The following is a 17607-nucleotide window of genomic DNA, read 5'->3' as shown; positions in this document are numbered from 1 at the left end:
AGTCCGATCAGGTGTGGCGACGTGTGAATAGCAAGAGACTGCCCATCAGCGTGAACAAGCCACCCGACACCCGGTTAAACCAGCGCACAGCACGGCTGGAGCGCAGCAGCGGCGCGATGCGTGCCACGCCCAGCGCGCAGCAGGTCAGCACGGTGAACTCAAAGGCCATGAAGGTCAGGGCGAGGATGGCGAACTGTGGCACGAATGGCGCGGCCGGGTTCAGGAACTGGGGAAAGAAGGCCGCGAAGAACAGCACAGCCTTGGGGTTGCTGGCCCCGACCAGGAAGCCACGGAGAAAGAACGAGCGGCGCTGGGCCGGGGCTTCGCCGGCAGCGGGGTCAAATACGGCCGCCTCGCTGCGGAAGGTTTTGACACCGAGATAAATCAGGTAGGCCGCACCAATGACTTTGGCCACGGTGAAGGCGGTTTCCGACGCGGCCAGCAGCGCGCCCAGGCCCATGGCCGACAACAGCATGACGCAGAGCACGGCACCCACGCTACCGGCCACAGATGTCATGGCCTTGCGCGGGCCATGGTTGAGGGCATTGGTCATGCACATGAGCATGGTCGGGCCGGGCGTGAGGATCAGCAGGGCAACTGCTGCGACGTAGAGGAGGTAGGTAGTGAGCGTCATGGGCGTGAAGATAGCATTGCTAAAGACCCGTCAGCATGGTCTGTGCCAGCTTTGTTCAAAAAAATGGGAGGCCTTAGACCTCCCATTGCGCTGAAAACTAAAGCGATCAGGCCATCTTGCAACCGGCGCCTGAGTCGGCGAGTGCTTTCGCAGCAATCCCGATCACCTTGTTTTCCTTGTTCTCGACCACGCGCAGGTACATGTCCTGCACCGGGTTGTGCGACGGGCTCATGGTCCATTTGCCGCGCGGGCTGTCGATGACGGCGCCTTCCAGGGCCTTGTAGAGCGCCGGCTTGCTGCTCAGGTCACCCTTCACCGCGTTGGCGCCCTGGATCAGCAGCAGGCCGGTGTCGTATCCCTGCACGGCGTAAACGTCGGGCTGCAGCCGGAAGGTCTTGGCATAGCTCAGGCGGAACTGGCCATTGCGCTGCGTTGGCAGCGAGTCGCTGTAGTGCATGGTCGTGATAATGCCGTTGGCAGCGGGGCCGGCGGCCTCAAGCACGCCTTCGGTCAGGAAGCCGGAGCCGTACAGGGGAATCTTTTCCTTCAGGCCCGAGGCGGCGTAGTCCTTGATGAATTTGGCTGCGCCCCCGCCGGCGAAGAAGCAAGCCACGGCGTCAGGCTTGAGCGCGGCGATCTCGGTCAGCAAGGCCTGGAATTCGACCTGCGGGAAGGGCAGGCCGAGTTCCTTGACGATGGTGCCGCCCGCGGCGGTATAGCTTTCCTTGAAGCCTTCAAAGGCCTCGTCGCCTGCGGCGTATTTCCAGGTGATCCACACAGCCTTTTTGTGGCCGCGGTCGACCATGGCTTTGCCCAGCGCGCGCGTGGGCTGCGAGTTGGTGAAAGACGTGCGGAACACATTGGGCGCGCACAGGCTGCGCGTGGCGGCGTGCACGCCGGCGTTGGGGATCAGGCTCAGCACGCCGGAGTCGCGGGCGACTTTCTGGATGCCCATCTGCACGCCCGAGTGCACCGTGCCGACGAGTACGTCGACCTTGTCGCGCTGCACCAGTTTGTTGGCGTTTTCAATGCCTTTGGAAGGTTCGGACTCGTCGTCGACCTTGAAGTATTCGATCTCGCGGCCGCCGAGTTTGCCGCCTTGTTCGTTGATGGCCATGCGAAAGCCGTTTTCAATGGCGACGCCAAGCTGGGCAAAGGTGCCGGTATAGGGCAGCATGAAACCCACACGCACCTTGGCGGATTGCGCACGCACGATTTCGGGCAGCAGGAGGCCGGTGGAAGCGGCACCGATAACGGCGGCACTGCGGGTCAATACAAGTCGGCGTGAAGTCATGGAATAGCTCCTGGTTGAGACTGAAGACAGTGAGACGAATAGTAAGCGTGCGTTGTGTATGCAGCCCTAGTGTAAAACCCGAGATTGAAGATTAAATTGTTTATGCCTAAAGCAATACCCGTGCCCGGTTCGCGCATTTTTCTGGCCCTCGGGTGCAGGGTATTTTCCGGATGCCTGCTTCCCGGGGTTTTCCATGTCAGTGCGGCTGGCGCAGCTTGAAGCGCTGGATCTTGCCGGTGGCCGTCTTGGGCAGCTCGTTCACAAATTCAATCCAGCGCGGGTATTTGTAGGGTGCAAGCTGCAGCTTCACATGGGCCTTGAGTTCGTCCACGGTGGTGGCCTGCCCAGCCTTGAGCACCACATAGGCCTTGGGCTTGACGAGCTCGTCGGCGTCGGCCACGCCTATCACCGCCACTTCCAGTACGGCGGCATGCGTCATCAGGCAGGCTTCGACTTCAAACGGCGAGACGTAAATGCCGCCGACCTTGAGCATGTCGTCGCTGCGCCCGCCGTAGGTGTAGTAGCCGTCAGCATCGCGGGTGTACTTGTCGCCGCTCTTGGTCCATTCGCCGGCGAAGGTTGCTTTGGTCTTGGCGCGGTTGTTCCAGTACATGATGGCCGCGCTGGGGCCGCTGATCTGCAGCTCTCCGATTTCCCCGTCGGCGCATTCGCGCCCGTCGTCGCCGATGATGCGCAGCCCGTAACCCGGCACGGCCTGACCGGTTGTGCCGTAGCGCACCTGGCCAGGGCGATTGCTTAAAAAGATGTGCAGCATCTCGGTGGAGCCGATGCCATCCAGGATTTCACAGCTGTACTGCGCGGTCCATTTTTTGCCGATTTCAGCGGGCAGGGCTTCGCCGGCGCTGGTGCACACGCGCAGGCGCAACTCGGACTTTGCCGGCCGGGCCGGATCGGCCAGCAGGGCCGCATACAAAGTGGGTACGCCATAAAAAATCGTGGGCTGGTATTTTTTGAGCAAGGCAAACACGTCAGCGGGCGTGGGCCGTGCGGGCAGCAGCACCGTGGTGGCGCCCACACTCATGGGAAAAGTCAGCGCGTTGCCCAGGCCGTAGGCAAAAAAGAGCTTGGCGGCGGAGTACACCACGTCGTCTTCCCGGATGCCCAGCACGCCGCGGCCATACAGTTCGGCCGTCTGGATCAGGTGGCTGTGCAGGTGCACGGTGCCTTTGGGCGCACCGGTCGAGCCGCTGGAATAGAGCCAGAAGCAGACGCCGTCGGCGCAGGTGTCTGCTATGGTTTTGGTAGCAGCTTGCGCACGCAGGATGCCGGTCAGCGTTGGATGTGACGGGGATTCTTCAATGCCGGCGACGATCACGGCCTTCAGCGTCTCTATTTTCTTGAGCAGCGGCTCAAAGGCCGAAAGCAGGGCATGGGAGACGATAAGGCCCTGCGCCCGCGAGTCGCGCAGCATGAACTCGAAGTCGGGAGGGGTGAGCAGGGTGTTGGCCGCCACGGGCACCACACCCGCAAGAATGCAGCCGAGGAAAGCGACGGGCCATTGCGGCGTGTCCAGCATGGCCAGCAGCACACGGCTTTCAGGGGCCACCCCCTGGGCGCGCAAGGCGTTGGCAAAACGGTGGGCCTGGTCGGTGAGTTCGCCGTAAGTCAGCGCCTCGCCGGTGGTGGCATCGATGAAGGCGGCCTTGCCCGCACGGCTGGCATTGCGCTGCAGCAGGTCGTGCGCGGCGTTGTAATTGCGCGGAATGGTTACCCGTGGTGGGCTTGCCGAATGGTCTGCGCTACTTGCTTGCATGCTTGTCTCCAGATTGCTCTTGCTATTATTTTTGTAGCTGCTTGCGCACGCACATCAAGCGCTACGGGCCGATTTCTTACAAATACATGGCGCAGATCAGGCGGTGGCCGGGCTTGCTCCCAGCGTTTGCAGCGCGCCGGTGAGCCACTGGCGGCACCACTCGGTGCCTTCTGTCTCCGGCATGGTGCCGCTGCTGGCGTCGTGGCACCAGATATCTCCGATGCGCTGGGCGCCAAGGTCTTGCAGGCGTTCGTCAAACTTCTTGCCGCCGAAGCAGAAGGTCTGCATATAGGTGCGGTCGCCGAGCGCGATAACGCCGTAGCGCACATGGCCCAGGAACTGCGGGTTGGCGCTCAATGATTCATAGAGGGCGCGGGCGTTGTCGGGTACATCGCCGGAGCCGTAGGTGGAACTGCAGATGAGATAAAGTGCATCTTCTGCCTTTGAAGCGTCGAAGACGCTGATGTCCAGGTTGTCCATCAGTTCGACTTCAATGTCGTTGACCAGGTCTGCGCAATCCATCTGGATGGCCTGTGCCACATAGTCGGCGGTACTTGTCATGGTACCTACAAGGATTTTGAGTTTCATCAAGAAGTCTCCAAATAAAAGATGCAATAAACTGCTTGACATCAATTTAACCTGAAGTATACTGCAATTTAGACGAAATGCAACTGGCAAAGCCCTGAAAGGGCGACTTTTTACACAGGTGCTTCTTGGAAATCATGTCCGAACAGGAATCGAAAGCCACGCTCAGTGAACTGGGCGCCCGCGTTCGCGCCTGGCGCGCGCGCCGGGGCATGACGCGCAAACAGCTGGCGTCGGACTCTGGCCTGAGCGAACGCTTTCTGGCCGATGTGGAAACCGGCAAGGGCAATGTGTCGATCAATTCCCTGGAAGCTGCGGCCCGGGCGCTGAACATCTCCATTCTCGAGTTGCTGCAGGACGCGCCGCGGCCGGCTTTGGCCCGTGTGCAGGGCCTGTTGACACGGCTGGACGACACCCAGCTTGACCAGGCCTACAGCCTGCTTGGCAGCACCTTCGGCCTCAGCGACTCACTGGGCCGCGAGCAGCGGGTAGCGCTGATCGGCCTGCGCGGCGCCGGCAAGTCCACCTTGGGCAGCCAGCTGGCGGCCGAGCGTGGTGTGCCTTTTATCGAGCTGGACCGCGAGATTGAACGCGAAGCCGGCACCAGCATGAACGAAATTTTGCTGCTGCACGGCCAGGCCGGCTACCGGCGCTATGAGCGCCGCGCGCTGTTCCGCATCGCCGAAGACCACCCGGACGGTGTCGTCATGACCACGGGCGGCAGCATCGTGAGCGAGCGCGAAACCTTCGATTTGTTGCAAAGCCGCTTTTACTGCGTCTGGCTCAAGGCCAACCCCGAAGAACACATGGCCCGCGTGGTGGCCCAGGGCGACATGCGGCCTTTCGACACGACCCGCGGCGCGACCGACGAGGCGATGGAAGACATTCGCCGCATCCTCTCGAGCCGCGAAGCGCTCTATGCCCGCGCCGACGCCGTGGTTGATACCGCTGCGCGCACACTGAAACAAAGCCTCAAAGACCTGGAACGCGCCGTTCCCAAAACAACCGTCCGCGACACCGTCGAACGGGCATAACCGGAGACACCCCATGAACGCCATGACAGAACCGCTTTTATTCAAACAGGTCATCGAAGGCCAGGAGCGCGAGCTCGTGAGTTTCTCCACCCACCCCAGCAAGTACCAGCACTGGACGCTGAGTGTGGAGGGCGACGTTGCACGCCTCAAGCTGGACATCAACGAAGACGGCGGCATCAAGCCCGGCTACAAGCTCAAGCTCAACAGCTATGACCTGGGCGTGGACATCGAACTGCACGACGCGATCAACCGCGTGCGCTTTGAGCACCCGGCCGTCAAGGTGGTGGTGTTCGAGTCGGGCAAGGAAAAGATCTGGTGCTCGGGCGCCAACATCTACATGCTGGGCCTGTCGACGCACGGCTGGAAGGTCAACTTCTGCAAGTTCACCAACGAAACCCGCAACGGCCTGGAAGACTCTTCGCGGCATGACGGCCTCAAGGCGATTGCCTCCGTGACCGGTGCCTGCGCCGGCGGCGGCTACGAGCTGGCCCTGGCCTGCGACCGCATCATCATGGTGGACGACCGCTCTTCCACCGTCAGCCTGCCTGAAGTGCCCTTGCTGGGCGTGTTGCCAGGCACGGGCGGCCTGACCCGCGTGACCGACAAGCGCAAGGTGCGCCGCGACCTGGCAGACATCTTCTGCACGACCAGCGAAGGCGTGCGCGCCGACCGCGCCAAGGACTGGAAACTGATCGACGCGCATGCCAAGCCGCAGCAGTTTGGCGACTTGCTTGCTACAGAAATTGAAGCGCTTCGCGCACAGTCCACAAGGGCTGCAGCCTCAAAAGGTATCGAACTCACCCCGCTGAAAGCCGTTATTGATGACGCCGGCTATCACTACAGCCTGGTTAACGCGCAGGTCGACCGCGAAAAGCGCATTGCCACCGTCACGGTGAAGGCGCCTGCTTCTGCCATTGAATCCACGCCGGAAGCCATTGAGGCGGCCGGTGCCAACTGGTACCCGCTCAAGCTGCAGCGCGAACTGGACGACGCCATCCTCAACTTGCGCACCAACGAACTGGAGGTCGGCACCTGGGTCATCAAGACCACAGGCGATGCCGGCCAGGTGATCCGCATGGACGAAACACTGGCCAAACTGAAGGACCACTGGCTGGTCAAGGAAACCACGGGCGCGTTGCGCCGCACGCTGGCGCGGCTGGACGTCACCAGCCGTTCGCTGATTGCGCTGGTCGATGCGGGTTCATGCTTTGCCGGCACTTTCTACGAGCTGGCCCTGGCCTGCGACCGCATCTACATGCTGGACTTGCCCGATTCACCGGACGCCGCGCCTGCGCTGCAACTGAGCCCGGCCAACTTCGGCTGGTTCCCCGCCGTCAATGGCCTGACGCGTCTGCAGACCCGATTCTGCGAAGACGATGCCACGATTTCCCAACTGCAAAAGCTTGGCGACAGTCCGTTGCGCGCTGACCAGGCATTGGCACTCGGCCTCGTTACCTTGACGCCCGATGACATCGACTGGGAAGACGAGATCCGCATCATGCTGGAAGAGCGTGCTTCGCTTTCGCCCGACGCCATGACCGGCATGGAAGCTTCGCTGCGCTTCCCGGGCAAAGAGACGATGGAGACGCGTATTTTCGGGCGCCTGTCCGCATGGCAGAACTGGATATTTATTCGACCCAACGCGGTGGGCGAGGACGGTGCGCTGAAATTATTTGGAACTGGCAAAAAGGCCAAGTTCGATTGGAAACGGATTTAAGGAATCGCCATGAGCTCTATAGACCTCCAAGCCCTCATCCCCAACAACGTTCACCTCGGTGAAAACCGCCAGCTGCAGCGCGCGCTGGAGCACTGGCAGCCGGCCTTCCTGAACTGGTGGGACGAGATGGGACCCAGCGACTTCAAGGCCAAGGAAGTTTATTTGCGCACTGCTGTGGGCGTGGATGCCTCCGGCTGGGCCAGCTACGGCTACACGCCCATGCCCGACTACCGTTGGGGCATCTTTTTGGCTGACAAGGAAGAGGGCCGGAAAATCGGCTTTGGTGACCACATGGGTGAAGAGGTCTGGCAGGATGTGCCTGGCGAATACCGCTCCACCTTCCGCCGCCTGATCGTGACGCAAGGCGACACTGAACCGGCCTCGGTCGAGCAGCAGCGCCTGTTGGGCCACACCGCGCCTTCTCTGTACGACCTGCGCAATCTGTTCCAGGTCAACGTTGAGGAGGGCCGCCACCTCTGGGCCATGGTGTATCTGCTGCACGCGCACTTTGGCCGCGACGGCCGTGAAGAAGCCGAAGAGCTGTTGATGCGCCACAGCGGAGACGCCGACAAGCCGCGCATCCTGGGCACCTTCAATGAGCCCATGGACAACTGGTTGTCCTTCTTCATGTTCACCTACTTCACCGACCGCGACGGCAAGTTCCAGCTCAAGTCGTTCGCGGAATCCGCCTTTGACCCGCTGGCGCGTACCACGCGCTTCATGCTGACCGAGGAAGCCCACCACATGTTTGTGGGTGAGACCGGCGTTGGCCGTGTCATCAAGCGCACGCTGGAGGTGATGAAAGAGCTGGACACCGACGATGTCGCCACGCTGCGCAAAGCCGGCGTAATTGACCTGCCCACGGTGCAGAAATTCATGAACTTCTGGTTCACCTCCTCGCTGGACCTGTTCGGCTCGGAAGCGTCGTCGAACGCCGCCAACTACTTCAGCAACGGCATCAAGGGCCGGCCGGACGAAGCCAAGTTCGCAGACCACGTGGAACTCGAAACCGAGATGAGTATAGTGGTGCCGAACGGGCAGGGCGGTATTAAAAACGAGACGATTTCAACCCGCAACGGCATGAATGAGATCACGCGCCTCGAGTACGTCAAGGACTGCAATGTCGGCGTGACGCGCTGGAACATGGGCATCAAGCGTGCGGGTGTGGATTTTGAGTTGACCCTGCCGTCCACACGTTTTCGCCGCGCGGTCGGCGCCTGGGCCGGCAACTTCACCGACCCGCTGGGCAACCCGATCAGCGCCGCCGATTTCGAAGCGAAAAAAGACCAGTGGCTGCCCACGCCGGCCGACACTGCATTTGTCAAAAGCCTGATGAACCGCGTCACCGAGCTAGGGAAGATGGCCGCCTGGATTGCGCCGCCCGACCGCGGTATCAATGCCAATCCGCTCGAATACGAATACGTCAAACTCTAAGGAAGCGATTTAAGCCAAGTCGGGGCCGCGGGACTGGCTTTGCCAGACCGCAGGCGCGGCAACCCCCTCGGGGGGCAGGGCGCTACACGCAGTGAGCAACCGTGGGGGCTAACCAATCTTTGCGCCCCGCTCCTTGAGCAGGTCCCGCAGCAACGAGCGGTGGCAGCGCGCCTCGTTCTCGCAGTAGCAGCCCATAGCGAAATTCGCCTGGTGTGACAGCGCCGCCAGCAGGTCCAGGTTGCGGCTGGCATCGGGCTCGTTCATTTCAGCCCGGTATTTTTTGCTGAAGGCTGCCCAGTCCTTGTCGGAGTTAACCGACTGGCCCAGCTTCATGGTTTCCACGCTGGGCGCCAAATTGGGATACCACACGTCATACCAGTTACCGGATGCAAACTCCGTTTTTGGCACGCCGCGCGGTGGCCTGCGTACGGTGCCTATGCGCAGCCCCTCGCCAGCGGTGCGTGTCGTACCCAGCCTCACGATCTTGATGGCCATGGCAGTCTCCTTTGGGGTGCGATYTTGGCAGGCTTTGTTTGAAGCATTTGGGGTCATGCCTGGCGTCTGGGGGATGCGGTTCCCCTGGGGCATAGAGAAAGTTGGAGGCCGTCCATGAAAGTCAGCCAACTTCGGGCTATAATATTTGACTTGTCGGAGTGTGGCGCAGTCTGGTAGCGCACCTGGTTTGGGACCAGGGGGTCCAAGGTTCGAATCCTTGTACTCCGACCAAAAATACCCAGCAAAAAGCCCACTTATGTGGGCTTTTTCATGCCTGTTTGTTGGGGCGCCCCGCCAGCGGCGGCGTTTCAGGGCTTGAGCAAGGACCCAAAGTTGGATGTGCGCCAGTATTCGCGCACTTGTTCCAGTTTTTCCTGAAAATCCCGAAAGTGCAGCGGCTTGCGCACGTAGCTGTTGAGCCCGCCCTGGAGCTCTTTCACCACCGGGGAGTATTTGGATTCGGACGTCAGGAGGATGACTGGTACAAAGAAGGTGCGGGGGTCGGCCCGCATGCGCTGCATGACTTCCAGCCCGCTGAGGCCGGGCAAATTCAGGTCCAGCATGACGAGTTCGGGCGGATGGTCGTTGGGCCGGTTGCTGTAAGCACCTTCGCAGAAAAGGTATTCCAGGGCTTCCGTGCCGTCGCGGGCAACGATGATTTCATGGTCCGCACCGTTTTCCTGCAATGTCACCGTGGTGAGCTCGACATGGGCAGGGTTGTCTTCCACCAGCAGCAGGATTGGTCGGGTCATGTGCGTGCCTTTGCGTATCGTTCGTGTAGACAATATACCCCTGACAGGGAACTGGCCATAGGTGAGTCATTGCGGTGTGTGAGAACCACAACAAACCACTGAGCCCGAATCACTGAGCGCCGGACACATTCGACCCTGTTGCCTGGGGTGTCCGGCAGGCGTTTGAAGGTATGATTCGCGACGAACTGAATCCTGCAGTTCACAAGTTTGCGGCTCCGCCGCGCTGACACACACATACAGACTGCCCGTAGCTCAGTTGGATAGAGCATCAGCCTTCTAAGCTGAGGGTCGGGGGTTCGATCCCCTCCGGGCAGGCCAATCGACCGCTTCAAGCTACTGCGGGCCCGTGATCAAAGCCAATACGTTCCTCGCGATCCTCACGTACCCAGAGGTACGCTCCGGTCGCTGCGGTACGGTTTGGCTTTGCTGACGGGCCCTCGCTACGCTTGCTATCGGCCGATTTTCTTGTCTAGGCGTCACCTCGATGCGCTTTTATCCTCACTTACCGGCTCCGGTTCTTCCGGTGCGGCTCGGGCTTGCTGACGCGTTCTCGCTACGCGATCTGATCCCAAATCGGGGGGCAACGCTCCTGGTATCGGATCGCCGCCGGACTCAACGTTTTTCGTACTGCGTCTTGCCAAACAGGATTTCCCGCGCCTTGTCGTCGGTGATGGGCCTGCGCAGATCGGCCAGCACTTTGACACCGCGTTGCACGGCGGGGCGGTCGCTGATCAGGTCAAACCATGTCTTCAGGTGAGGGTAATCGGCCCAGTCGATGCCGTGGTTTTGCCAATTGCGCAGCCAGGGGAAGATGGCGATGTCGGCGATGGTGTATTCATCGCAGGCGATGAACTTGTGGGTGGAAAGCTGCTTGTCCATCACGCCGTAAAGCCGCTTCGTTTCATTCGTGTAGCGGTTGATGGCGTAGTCGATTTTCTCCGGCGCGTACTGCCGGAAATGGTGGGTTTGCCCGATCATGGGACCGACGCCGCCCATCTGGAACATCAGCCACTGCAGCACCTGGAATTTGAGGCGGTCGCTTTTTGGCAAAAACTGGCCGGTTTTTGCGGCTAGGTATAGCAGGATGGCGCCGGATTCAAACACGGAGATCGGCTTGCCGTCGGGGCCCACCGGGTCGACCAGCGCCGGAATCTTGTTATTCGGGCTGATGGCCAGGAATTCGGGCTTGAACTGGTCGCCGGTGCCGATATTGACCGGAATCGCTCGCCAGTCCCGGCCCAGCTGCAGTCCGCATTCTTCCAGCATGATGTGGACCTTGTGGCCGTTCGGTGTGGGCCAGGAGTAAACATTGATCATTGGCGCTTCCTTGGACTAACATGAGGTTGCTGCACTTTAAGAGAAAAGCCAAAACCATGTTTGAGCGGTTGAAGAAAGTCTTTGTCGGGGGTAAGGGGGATGCGGGCGACGCCGGCGCTTCCGACGATGCCGTGTCCGAGTGGGCCGGTACCCGCGGCTTTTCTTATACCGGCCTGGGGGAAGGCAAGGGTTTTGCCCTGAAAGGTTCCGTGAGTGGCAAACCCTGGAAGATGGAGCGCGGCCGGGCCTCGCGCGACTACATCCGCGGCGAAGAACTCCGCGCGCGCGGTGAGATCAAGGTCAACGACGACGTCACGGTGCTGGTCATGAACCGGGCCCTGAAGGATTCACTTGAAAAACGTGCTTACCAGGCCTATACCGACACCCTGCAGACCACCGCAGACCCGAGCATGCCGGAAGAAGTGCGCTGGCTGGCCATGTATTCGGAAGTGGGTTGGGAAAGCCTGCCCAAGCCGTTCTGGCAGCGCTATGCGGTCATGGCAGACCAGCGTGTGCACGCGCAGGCCTGGCTGGACACCCACCTGGTCGAATTGCTGATGAGCTGGCCGGAGCCATCAACAGATGCGCAAGTGCCTTTTATCCTGATGATTCTGCGCGGCAAGGCTTACCTGCGCATGCAATACACCCCCGCCGACATGCCGACACTGGAACATGCGGCCCAGATTTTCACCAGCGCCTGCGAATCGGCCATTGCAGGCCTGTCCAACGACATCACGCTCTGATTGCATTGCCATTTTCAGGGTGAAATCGGCACTTTAGCCATACAGGTCGGGCGCAAGCAGCTATTGATTTAATAGCAAAATTTGGGCGCGTTAGCCGCCTCGCGTGATGGGCATCTCGACTTCGCCGGGCATCAGGAGGTGCTTGGCCAGTTCCAGCTTGGCCAGAGAAGCACGATGCACCTCGTCCGGGCCGTCGGCCAGGCGCAGGGTGCGCTGGCTGGCGTAGGCATAGGCCAGCGGGAAGTCGTCAGACACGCCGCCGCCGCCGTGGGCCTGGATGGCCCAGTCGATGATCTGGCAGGCCATGTTGGGCGCCACCACCTTGATCATCGCGATTTCCGCCTTGGCGACCTTGTTGCCTACGGTGTCCATCATGTAGGCCGCCTTGAGCGTCAGCAGGCGGGCCTGCTCGATCATGCAGCGGGCCTCGGCGATGCGTTCGTGCCAGACCGACTGGCTGGCAATGGGCTTTCCGAAGGCGACGCGGGTGTTCAGGCGCTTGCACATCAGCTCCAGCGCACGCTCGGCGATGCCGATGCTGCGCATGCAGTGGTGAATGCGTCCGGGACCGAGGCGCCCCTGGGCAATTTCAAAACCACGGCCTTCCCCCAGCATCAAATTGGCAGCGGGCACGCGCACATTGGTCAGGCGCACTTCCATGTGGCCGTGCGGCGCGTCGTCGTAGCCGAAGACCGACAGCGGGCGGATGACTGTGATGCCGGGCGTGTTGGCCGGTACCAGGATCATGGACTGCTGTTCGTGGCGGCCGGCGTCGGGGTTGGTCTTGCCCATGACAATGTAGATGGCACAGCGCGGATCGCCCGCACCGGATGACCACCACTTGAGGCCGTTGAGCACGTAGTCGTCGCCGTCGCGCTCGATGCGGCACTGGATGTTGGTGGCGTCGGACGAAGCGACTTCCGGTTCGGTCATCAGGAAGGCGGAACGGATCTCGCCCTTGAGCAGCGGGTCCAGCCACTGGTCCTTGTTGGCTTCGGAGCCGTAGCGGGCGATGGTTTCCATGTTGCCGGTGTCGGGCGCCGAGCAATTGAACACCTCGGCCGCGAAAGGCACGCGTCCCATGATCTCGCACAGCGGCGCGTATTCGAGGTTGGACAAACCTTCAGGCGCGCGCGGCGAGTGCGGCAAAAACAGGTTCCACAGGCCGGCGGCTCGCGCCTTGGGTTTGAGCTCTTCGACCAGTTTGGTCGGGATCCAGGCATTGCCCTTGGCGCGGTTCTCTGCGATTTCGCGGAAAAAGCGGGCCTCATTGGGGTAAATGTGCTCGTCCATGAACTTGAGCAGGCGCGCCCGCAGTTCCTGTACTTTGGGGGTGTAGTTGAAGTCCATGAAATCTCCAGAAAGATGTGAGGCGATGTTGTTGTGAGGCAGCGGTCGTTCAGCCCTGGCTTTTCAGGGCAAAGCCCCAGGCCATCTTCGCCAGCAGCGGCGCGCCGGCGGCCGAGCTGACGGCCTGGGCGCTGGAGGCCGTGCCCGCCTCGACGCGCTTGGCAATGCCTTGCAGGATGGCCGCGATGCGAAACAGGTTGTAGGCCATGTAGAAGTTCCAGTCGGCCTTGAGCGCCTCGGGTGTGGCCAGCCCGGTGCGCTCGCAGTAAAGGCGTATGTAGTCAGATTCGGTGGGAATGCCCAGGCTGACGACATCGAGCCCGCCGATGCCGCGAAAAGCCCCCGGCGGGATATGCCAGGCCATGCAGTGGTAGCTGAAGTCGGCCAGTGGATGGCCCAGGGTGGAGAGCTCCCAGTCAAGCACCGCCAGCACGCGTGGCTCGGTGGGGTGAAAGAGCAGGTTGTCCAGCCGGAAGTCGCCATGCACGATGGAGACCATGCTTTCGTCGCGCGCGCTGGCCGGGATGTTGGCCGGCAGCCACTGCATCAGGCTGTCCATTTCGGCGATGGGCTGGGTGATGGATGCTGCGTACTGCTTGCTCCAGCGGCCGATCTGGCGCTCAAAGTAGTTGCCGGGCTTGCCGTAGTCGGCCAGGCCCCGCTCGGCAAACTTCACCTTGTGCAGGGCGGCGACCACGCGGTTCATCTCGTTGTAGATCTCGCCGCGCTGGGCGTTGGTCATGCCGGGAAGTGACTGGTCCCACAGCACGCGGCCTTCGACGAATTCCATCACATAGAAAGCGCGGCCGATCACGGACTCGTCCTCGCAGAGGCAATACATCCTGGGTACCGGCACGTCGGTGCCGTGCAGCCCCTGCATGACCTTGAATTCGCGCTCCACCGCGTGGGCCGACGGCAGCAATTTGGCCACCGGTCCCGGCTTGGCGCGCATCACATAAGAAGCGGTGGGCGTGATCAGCTTGTAGGTCGGGTTGGACTGGCCGCCTTTGAAGATTTCCGCGGTCAGCGGGCCCTGAAAACCAGGCAGGTGCTTGTCGAGATAAGCGGCAAGGGCTTCGAGATCAAAAGCGTGCGCACCCGAAACAGCCCGTGTACCGACAAAGTGATCGAAATTGCTCATGCTCAAACGTGTTGTCTCTGTTTATTTGTCAATTTCAGCTTCAGAGATCCGCATCAGGGTTGCGCGGTTGCGCACCACCAGGCCTCCCGGCTCGATCCGGATGGCTTCTTCGCGCTCCATGGATTTGAGCTCCTGGTTGACGCGCTGGCGCGAGGCGCCCAGCAGTTGTGCCAATTCCTCTTGTGCCAGCTGCAGGCCGATTCGCACCTCGCCGCTGTCCGCCAGACTGGGTACGCCGTAGCTGCGCACCAAGTGCAGCAGCTGTTTGGCCAGCCGCGCCCGCAAGGGCAGTGTGTTGAGGTCTTCCACCAGGCCGAAGAGCTGCCGTATGCGCCGTGCATGCAGGCGCAGCAGGGCCTCGTAGAGTTCGACGTGCTGGCTCAGTATCTTGCGCAGGTCGGCGCGCGAGACACACAGCAGCGTGGTTTCGCCATGGGCATAGGAGTCGTGGGTGCGCCGCTCGCCGTCGAAGATCGCCACATCGCCGACCCAGAGGCCCGGCTCCACATAGGTCAATGTGACCTGCTTGCCCGAAATCGAGGTCGAACTGACGCGAATGGCGCCCCGCGCGCAGGAAATCCATTCTTCCGGGACATCGCCGCGGGCGCTGATGAGTTCGCCGTCTTTGTAGCGTTTGACGTAGGCGCATCGAAGTATGTCGTGCCTCAGGGATGGGGACAGGGATGAAAACCAGCGGCCGTTGTTAATGGCCTCTCGTTCCTCTATCGTAAGAATGGGATCGTCCATGGTCTGTCTTTTGAGTGACTAACAAGACGTCCATTGTCGCTTGAGGGACCCGCCCGGCGCCAGCGGGCTGTCGCATGGGTGTCGCCCGGCCGGAGGCTGGGATGGGTGGCCGGGCAGCCTGCCGCCTAGCGGTAGTGCGGCGTGCGCTTGTTCAGGAAGGCGTCTATGCCCTCGCCCGCGTTGGCGTCGTGCAGGTTGCGCACGAAGTGATCACGTTCGCGGGTGAGCTGCTCGGTCAGCGTGCTGCCGGCTGCGTCGTTGATGAGTTCCTTGATGCTGGCCAGCGCGTTGGGTGCGCGCGCATTCAGGTTGTCGGCCAGTTCAAGCGCCTGGGTCAAGGCCTCGCCCGGGGCCGCAACGCGGTTCACCAGGCCAAAATCATGCAGCCGTCGCGCGCCTATGCGTTCACCGGCCATCAGCAGCTCGCTGGTTAGCGCACGTGGCAAGGCGCGCGCCAGGGTCCAACTGCCGCCGCCGTCGGGCGAAAGTGCCACGGTGCTGTAAGACATCACGAACACGGCGTTGTCCGCTGCAACGACGAAATCGCAGGCCAGCGCCAGTGAAAAACCCGCGCCGGCGGCGGCACCTTCCACGGCGGCGATCACCGGCTTGGGATAAGTGCGGATTGAGTCGATCCAGTTGTGCAGGCCTTCGATGCTTTGGGCTTGCACCTCCGGCGCCTCGCGGCGGTTGGCCTCCAGGCGCTGCAGGTTGCCCCCGGCGCAAAACATGGCCCCTTCACCGGTAATCACCACACTGCGGATGTCGGGGTTGTTTTCCGCGGCATTCAGCGCCTCAATGCCCGCAGCGTAAATATCGGGGCCGAGCGCGTTCTTGAACTCGGGGTTGCTGATCGTCAGGATAAGGGTCTGACCCTCGCTCGTACCTTTGATTGCGCCTGCCATGCTAGTTTTTCCAATGCATCGAAATAAGAAATAGGCAGGGACCAAGTCCCCGTACAGATCCCCTTGCCAGTGGGGGCCGCGGAACTGGCTTCGCCAGGCCGCAGGCGCCGCCCCCTCGAGGGGGGAAGGTGCTACACGAAGTGAGCATCCGAAGGGGGTGCTATTCCTCCTGGTGTAACAGGCTAAGGCCGATGGCGCCGCGCCGCCGCAGCCAGGGAGAGGGGCGGTAGCGTTGGTCGCCATAAACGGTCTGCATGTTGAACAGCACTTCCAGCACATTGGTGGGGCCGTAGCGGTCACCCATGGCCAGCGGGCCCATGGGGTAACCCAGGCCCAACGTCACAGCCGTCTCAAGGTCTTTCGGGCTGCAAATACCTTGCTGGCAAATGTCGCTGGCGATGTTGACGATGGTGGCCACCACGCGCTGGGTGACAAAGCCGCCGCTGTCACGGATCACGCTGACCGCTTTGCCGTCGCGGGCGAAGAGGGCATGGGCGGCGTCGCGCATGTCGGTGCGGGTGGCCGGGTTGGTCGCCAGCACGCGTCGCTTGGTGGCCGCGTCGTCGATCAGCATGTCGATGCCCACGGTGCGGGCCGGGTCCAGCCGCTCCACGACGGCGACTGTGGTGATGTCAAAGCCAAGGGGCGCCACCAGCATCAGGGCCTGCGGCGATGCGGAGGCGCCGGTCTCGATTTTGGCGCCCAGGTTTTTGAGCAGTTGCAACAGCTCCGAGCGGCGTGAAGCACGCGGCGAGACCCATACGGGCGGAAGTTCGGTTACCTCAGGGACGGCCGGCTCGGGTGGGATTTGCATGGTGCCGTCGGTGTAGCGATAAAAGCCTTCACCGGTCTTGCGGCCCAGCAAGCCGCCGGCCAGGCGCTGCGCGGTGATCACATTGGGACGGTAGCGGGCTTCTTCGTAGTACTGGTGGTAGATTGACTCCATCACGGGATGGGAGACGTCGAGCCCGGTCAGGTCCATCAGCTCGAAAGGGCCCAGCTTGAAGCCTGCCTGGTCGCGCAGGATGCGGTCTATGGTGGCGAAGTCGGCGACGCCTTCGCTGACGATGCGCAGCGCTTCGGTGCCGTAGCCTCGGCCGGCGTGGTTGACGATGAAGCCGGGCGTGTCTTGCGCCTGCACGGGTGTGTGGCCCATTTGGCGGGCGTATTGGCTCAAGCCTTCGCACACAGAGGGGATGGTCTTCAGGCCGGCGATCACCTCTACCACTTTCATCAGCGGAACGGGGTTGAAGAAATGGTAACCGGCCAGGCGTTCGGGGTGCTTCAGGTCTGCGGCGATGGCCGTTACGGACAGTGAGGAGGTATTGCTGGCCAGAACGGTGTGCACAGGTACCAGTGTCTCGAGTTCGACGAACAGGGCTTTCTTGACCTCCAGCCGCTCCACGATGGCTTCAATGATGAGGTCACAGGCCGCCAGGTCAGTGAGGGTGGCGGCCAGCAGAAGCCGGTCTTTGTGCCCGGCGGCCGCGGCTGCGTCGATGCGGCCTTTTTCAACGAGCTTGTCCCATTGGGCGCAGATGGCTTCGCGCGCTTTTTCCGCGGCGCCTGCCTGCGCGTCCATCAGCCTGACGGTGCTGCCGGCCTGCACGGCGATCTGCGCAATGCCACGCCCCATGGCGCCGGTGCCAACTATTCCCACATTCGTGTAATTTACTTCCATGCCT

16 protein-coding genes and 2 tRNA genes are annotated in these 17607 nt (G+C 61.7%); 6 read left to right on the top strand and 12 right to left on the bottom strand.

The window, feature by feature from the left end; genetic code table 11:
* Positions 1-7 precede the first annotated feature (7 nt).
* From AC1D11_RS14675 to AC1D11_RS14660, 4 genes are all read right to left on the bottom strand, one after another.
* The gene (locus AC1D11_RS14675; RefSeq protein ID WP_477648725.1) at positions 8-634 is read right to left on the bottom strand and encodes a LysE family translocator; all 627 of its coding nucleotides are present in this window, start codon (positions 632-634) and stop codon (positions 8-10) included.
* A 106-nt stretch (positions 635-740) separates the two neighbouring features.
* Positions 741-1928 (bottom strand): ABC transporter substrate-binding protein, encoded by a 1188-nt coding sequence (locus AC1D11_RS14670; protein WP_477651137.1) that lies wholly within the window; start codon positions 1926-1928, stop codon positions 741-743.
* Positions 1929-2124: 196 nt separating this feature from the next.
* Positions 2125-3702: a benzoate-CoA ligase family protein gene (locus tag AC1D11_RS14665; protein WP_477648727.1), complete on the bottom strand. Its 1578-nt coding sequence runs from the start codon at positions 3700-3702 to the stop codon at positions 2125-2127.
* A gap of 96 nt (positions 3703-3798) precedes the next feature.
* Entirely contained in the window at positions 3799-4290 is a 492-nt protein-coding gene (locus AC1D11_RS14660) for a flavodoxin domain-containing protein (RefSeq protein ID WP_477648728.1), read from the bottom strand.
* 134 nt (positions 4291-4424) lie between these two features.
* Here AC1D11_RS14660 and AC1D11_RS14655 point away from each other — a divergent pair, with 134 nt between their 5' ends.
* From AC1D11_RS14655 to boxB, 3 genes are read left to right on the top strand one after another with little or no spacing between them, the layout of a single operon-like run.
* The gene (locus tag AC1D11_RS14655; RefSeq protein ID WP_477648750.1) at positions 4425-5321 is read left to right on the top strand and encodes a helix-turn-helix transcriptional regulator; all 897 of its coding nucleotides are present in this window, start codon (positions 4425-4427) and stop codon (positions 5319-5321) included.
* Between the two features lie 13 nt (positions 5322-5334).
* Positions 5335-7038: a 2,3-epoxybenzoyl-CoA dihydrolase gene (gene boxC, locus AC1D11_RS14650; protein ID WP_477648729.1), complete on the top strand. Its 1704-nt coding sequence runs from the start codon at positions 5335-5337 to the stop codon at positions 7036-7038.
* A 9-nt stretch (positions 7039-7047) separates the two neighbouring features.
* The gene (boxB, locus tag AC1D11_RS14645) at positions 7048-8472 is read left to right on the top strand and encodes a benzoyl-CoA 2,3-epoxidase subunit BoxB (protein ID WP_477651136.1); all 1425 of its coding nucleotides are present in this window, start codon (positions 7048-7050) and stop codon (positions 8470-8472) included.
* Positions 8473-8580: 108 nt separating this feature from the next.
* Here the strand turns inward: boxB and AC1D11_RS14640 are convergent, their stop codons facing one another.
* Positions 8581-8967, bottom strand: coding sequence for a DUF488 domain-containing protein (locus tag AC1D11_RS14640; RefSeq protein ID WP_477648731.1), 387 nt, complete (start codon positions 8965-8967; stop codon positions 8581-8583).
* A gap of 154 nt (positions 8968-9121) precedes the next feature.
* On the opposite strand from AC1D11_RS14640, the gene AC1D11_RS14635 reads away from it, so the two are divergent.
* Positions 9122-9198, top strand: a tRNA-Pro gene (locus tag AC1D11_RS14635).
* 77 nt (positions 9199-9275) lie between these two features.
* On the opposite strand, the gene AC1D11_RS14630 is transcribed toward AC1D11_RS14635, so the two are convergent.
* Positions 9276-9719 (bottom strand): response regulator, encoded by a 444-nt coding sequence (locus AC1D11_RS14630; RefSeq protein WP_477648732.1) that lies wholly within the window; start codon positions 9717-9719, stop codon positions 9276-9278.
* A 241-nt stretch (positions 9720-9960) separates the two neighbouring features.
* Between AC1D11_RS14630 and AC1D11_RS14625 the strand changes: the two genes are divergently transcribed.
* Positions 9961-10037, top strand: a tRNA-Arg gene (locus AC1D11_RS14625).
* Between the two features lie 294 nt (positions 10038-10331).
* On the opposite strand, the gene AC1D11_RS14620 is transcribed toward AC1D11_RS14625, so the two are convergent.
* Positions 10332-11036 carry a glutathione binding-like protein gene (locus AC1D11_RS14620; RefSeq protein WP_477651462.1) on the bottom strand — a complete coding sequence of 235 codons (705 nt, stop codon included), beginning with the start codon at positions 11034-11036 and terminating at the stop codon, positions 10332-10334.
* Positions 11037-11092: 56 nt separating this feature from the next.
* On the opposite strand from AC1D11_RS14620, the gene AC1D11_RS14615 reads away from it, so the two are divergent.
* Positions 11093-11779 (top strand): hypothetical protein, encoded by a 687-nt coding sequence (locus tag AC1D11_RS14615; protein ID WP_477651134.1) that lies wholly within the window; start codon positions 11093-11095, stop codon positions 11777-11779.
* Between the two features lie 90 nt (positions 11780-11869).
* Here the strand turns inward: AC1D11_RS14615 and AC1D11_RS14610 are convergent, their stop codons facing one another.
* The 5 genes from AC1D11_RS14610 to AC1D11_RS14590 form a co-directional block, all read right to left on the bottom strand.
* A complete protein-coding gene (locus AC1D11_RS14610; protein ID WP_477648735.1) occupies positions 11870-13129 on the bottom strand; it encodes an acyl-CoA dehydrogenase family protein in 1260 nt (419 codons plus the stop codon).
* A 49-nt stretch (positions 13130-13178) separates the two neighbouring features.
* A complete protein-coding gene (locus tag AC1D11_RS14605) occupies positions 13179-14270 on the bottom strand; it encodes a phosphotransferase (RefSeq protein WP_477648736.1) in 1092 nt (363 codons plus the stop codon).
* Between the two features lie 21 nt (positions 14271-14291).
* The gene (locus tag AC1D11_RS14600; protein WP_457280750.1) at positions 14292-15017 is read right to left on the bottom strand and encodes a Crp/Fnr family transcriptional regulator; all 726 of its coding nucleotides are present in this window, start codon (positions 15015-15017) and stop codon (positions 14292-14294) included.
* A 125-nt stretch (positions 15018-15142) separates the two neighbouring features.
* Positions 15143-15922, bottom strand: a complete 780-nt coding sequence (locus AC1D11_RS14595; RefSeq protein ID WP_477648737.1) for an oxepin-CoA hydrolase, alternative type — start codon at positions 15920-15922, stop codon at positions 15143-15145.
* Between the two features lie 160 nt (positions 15923-16082).
* Entirely contained in the window at positions 16083-17603 is a 1521-nt protein-coding gene (locus tag AC1D11_RS14590; RefSeq protein ID WP_477651133.1) for a 3-hydroxyacyl-CoA dehydrogenase, read from the bottom strand.
* Positions 17604-17607 lie beyond the last annotated feature (4 nt).

It is taken from the genome of Polaromonas sp. P1_E11 (genome assembly GCF_056405995.1).
This window is presented reverse-complemented; position numbering and strand designations above follow the sequence as displayed.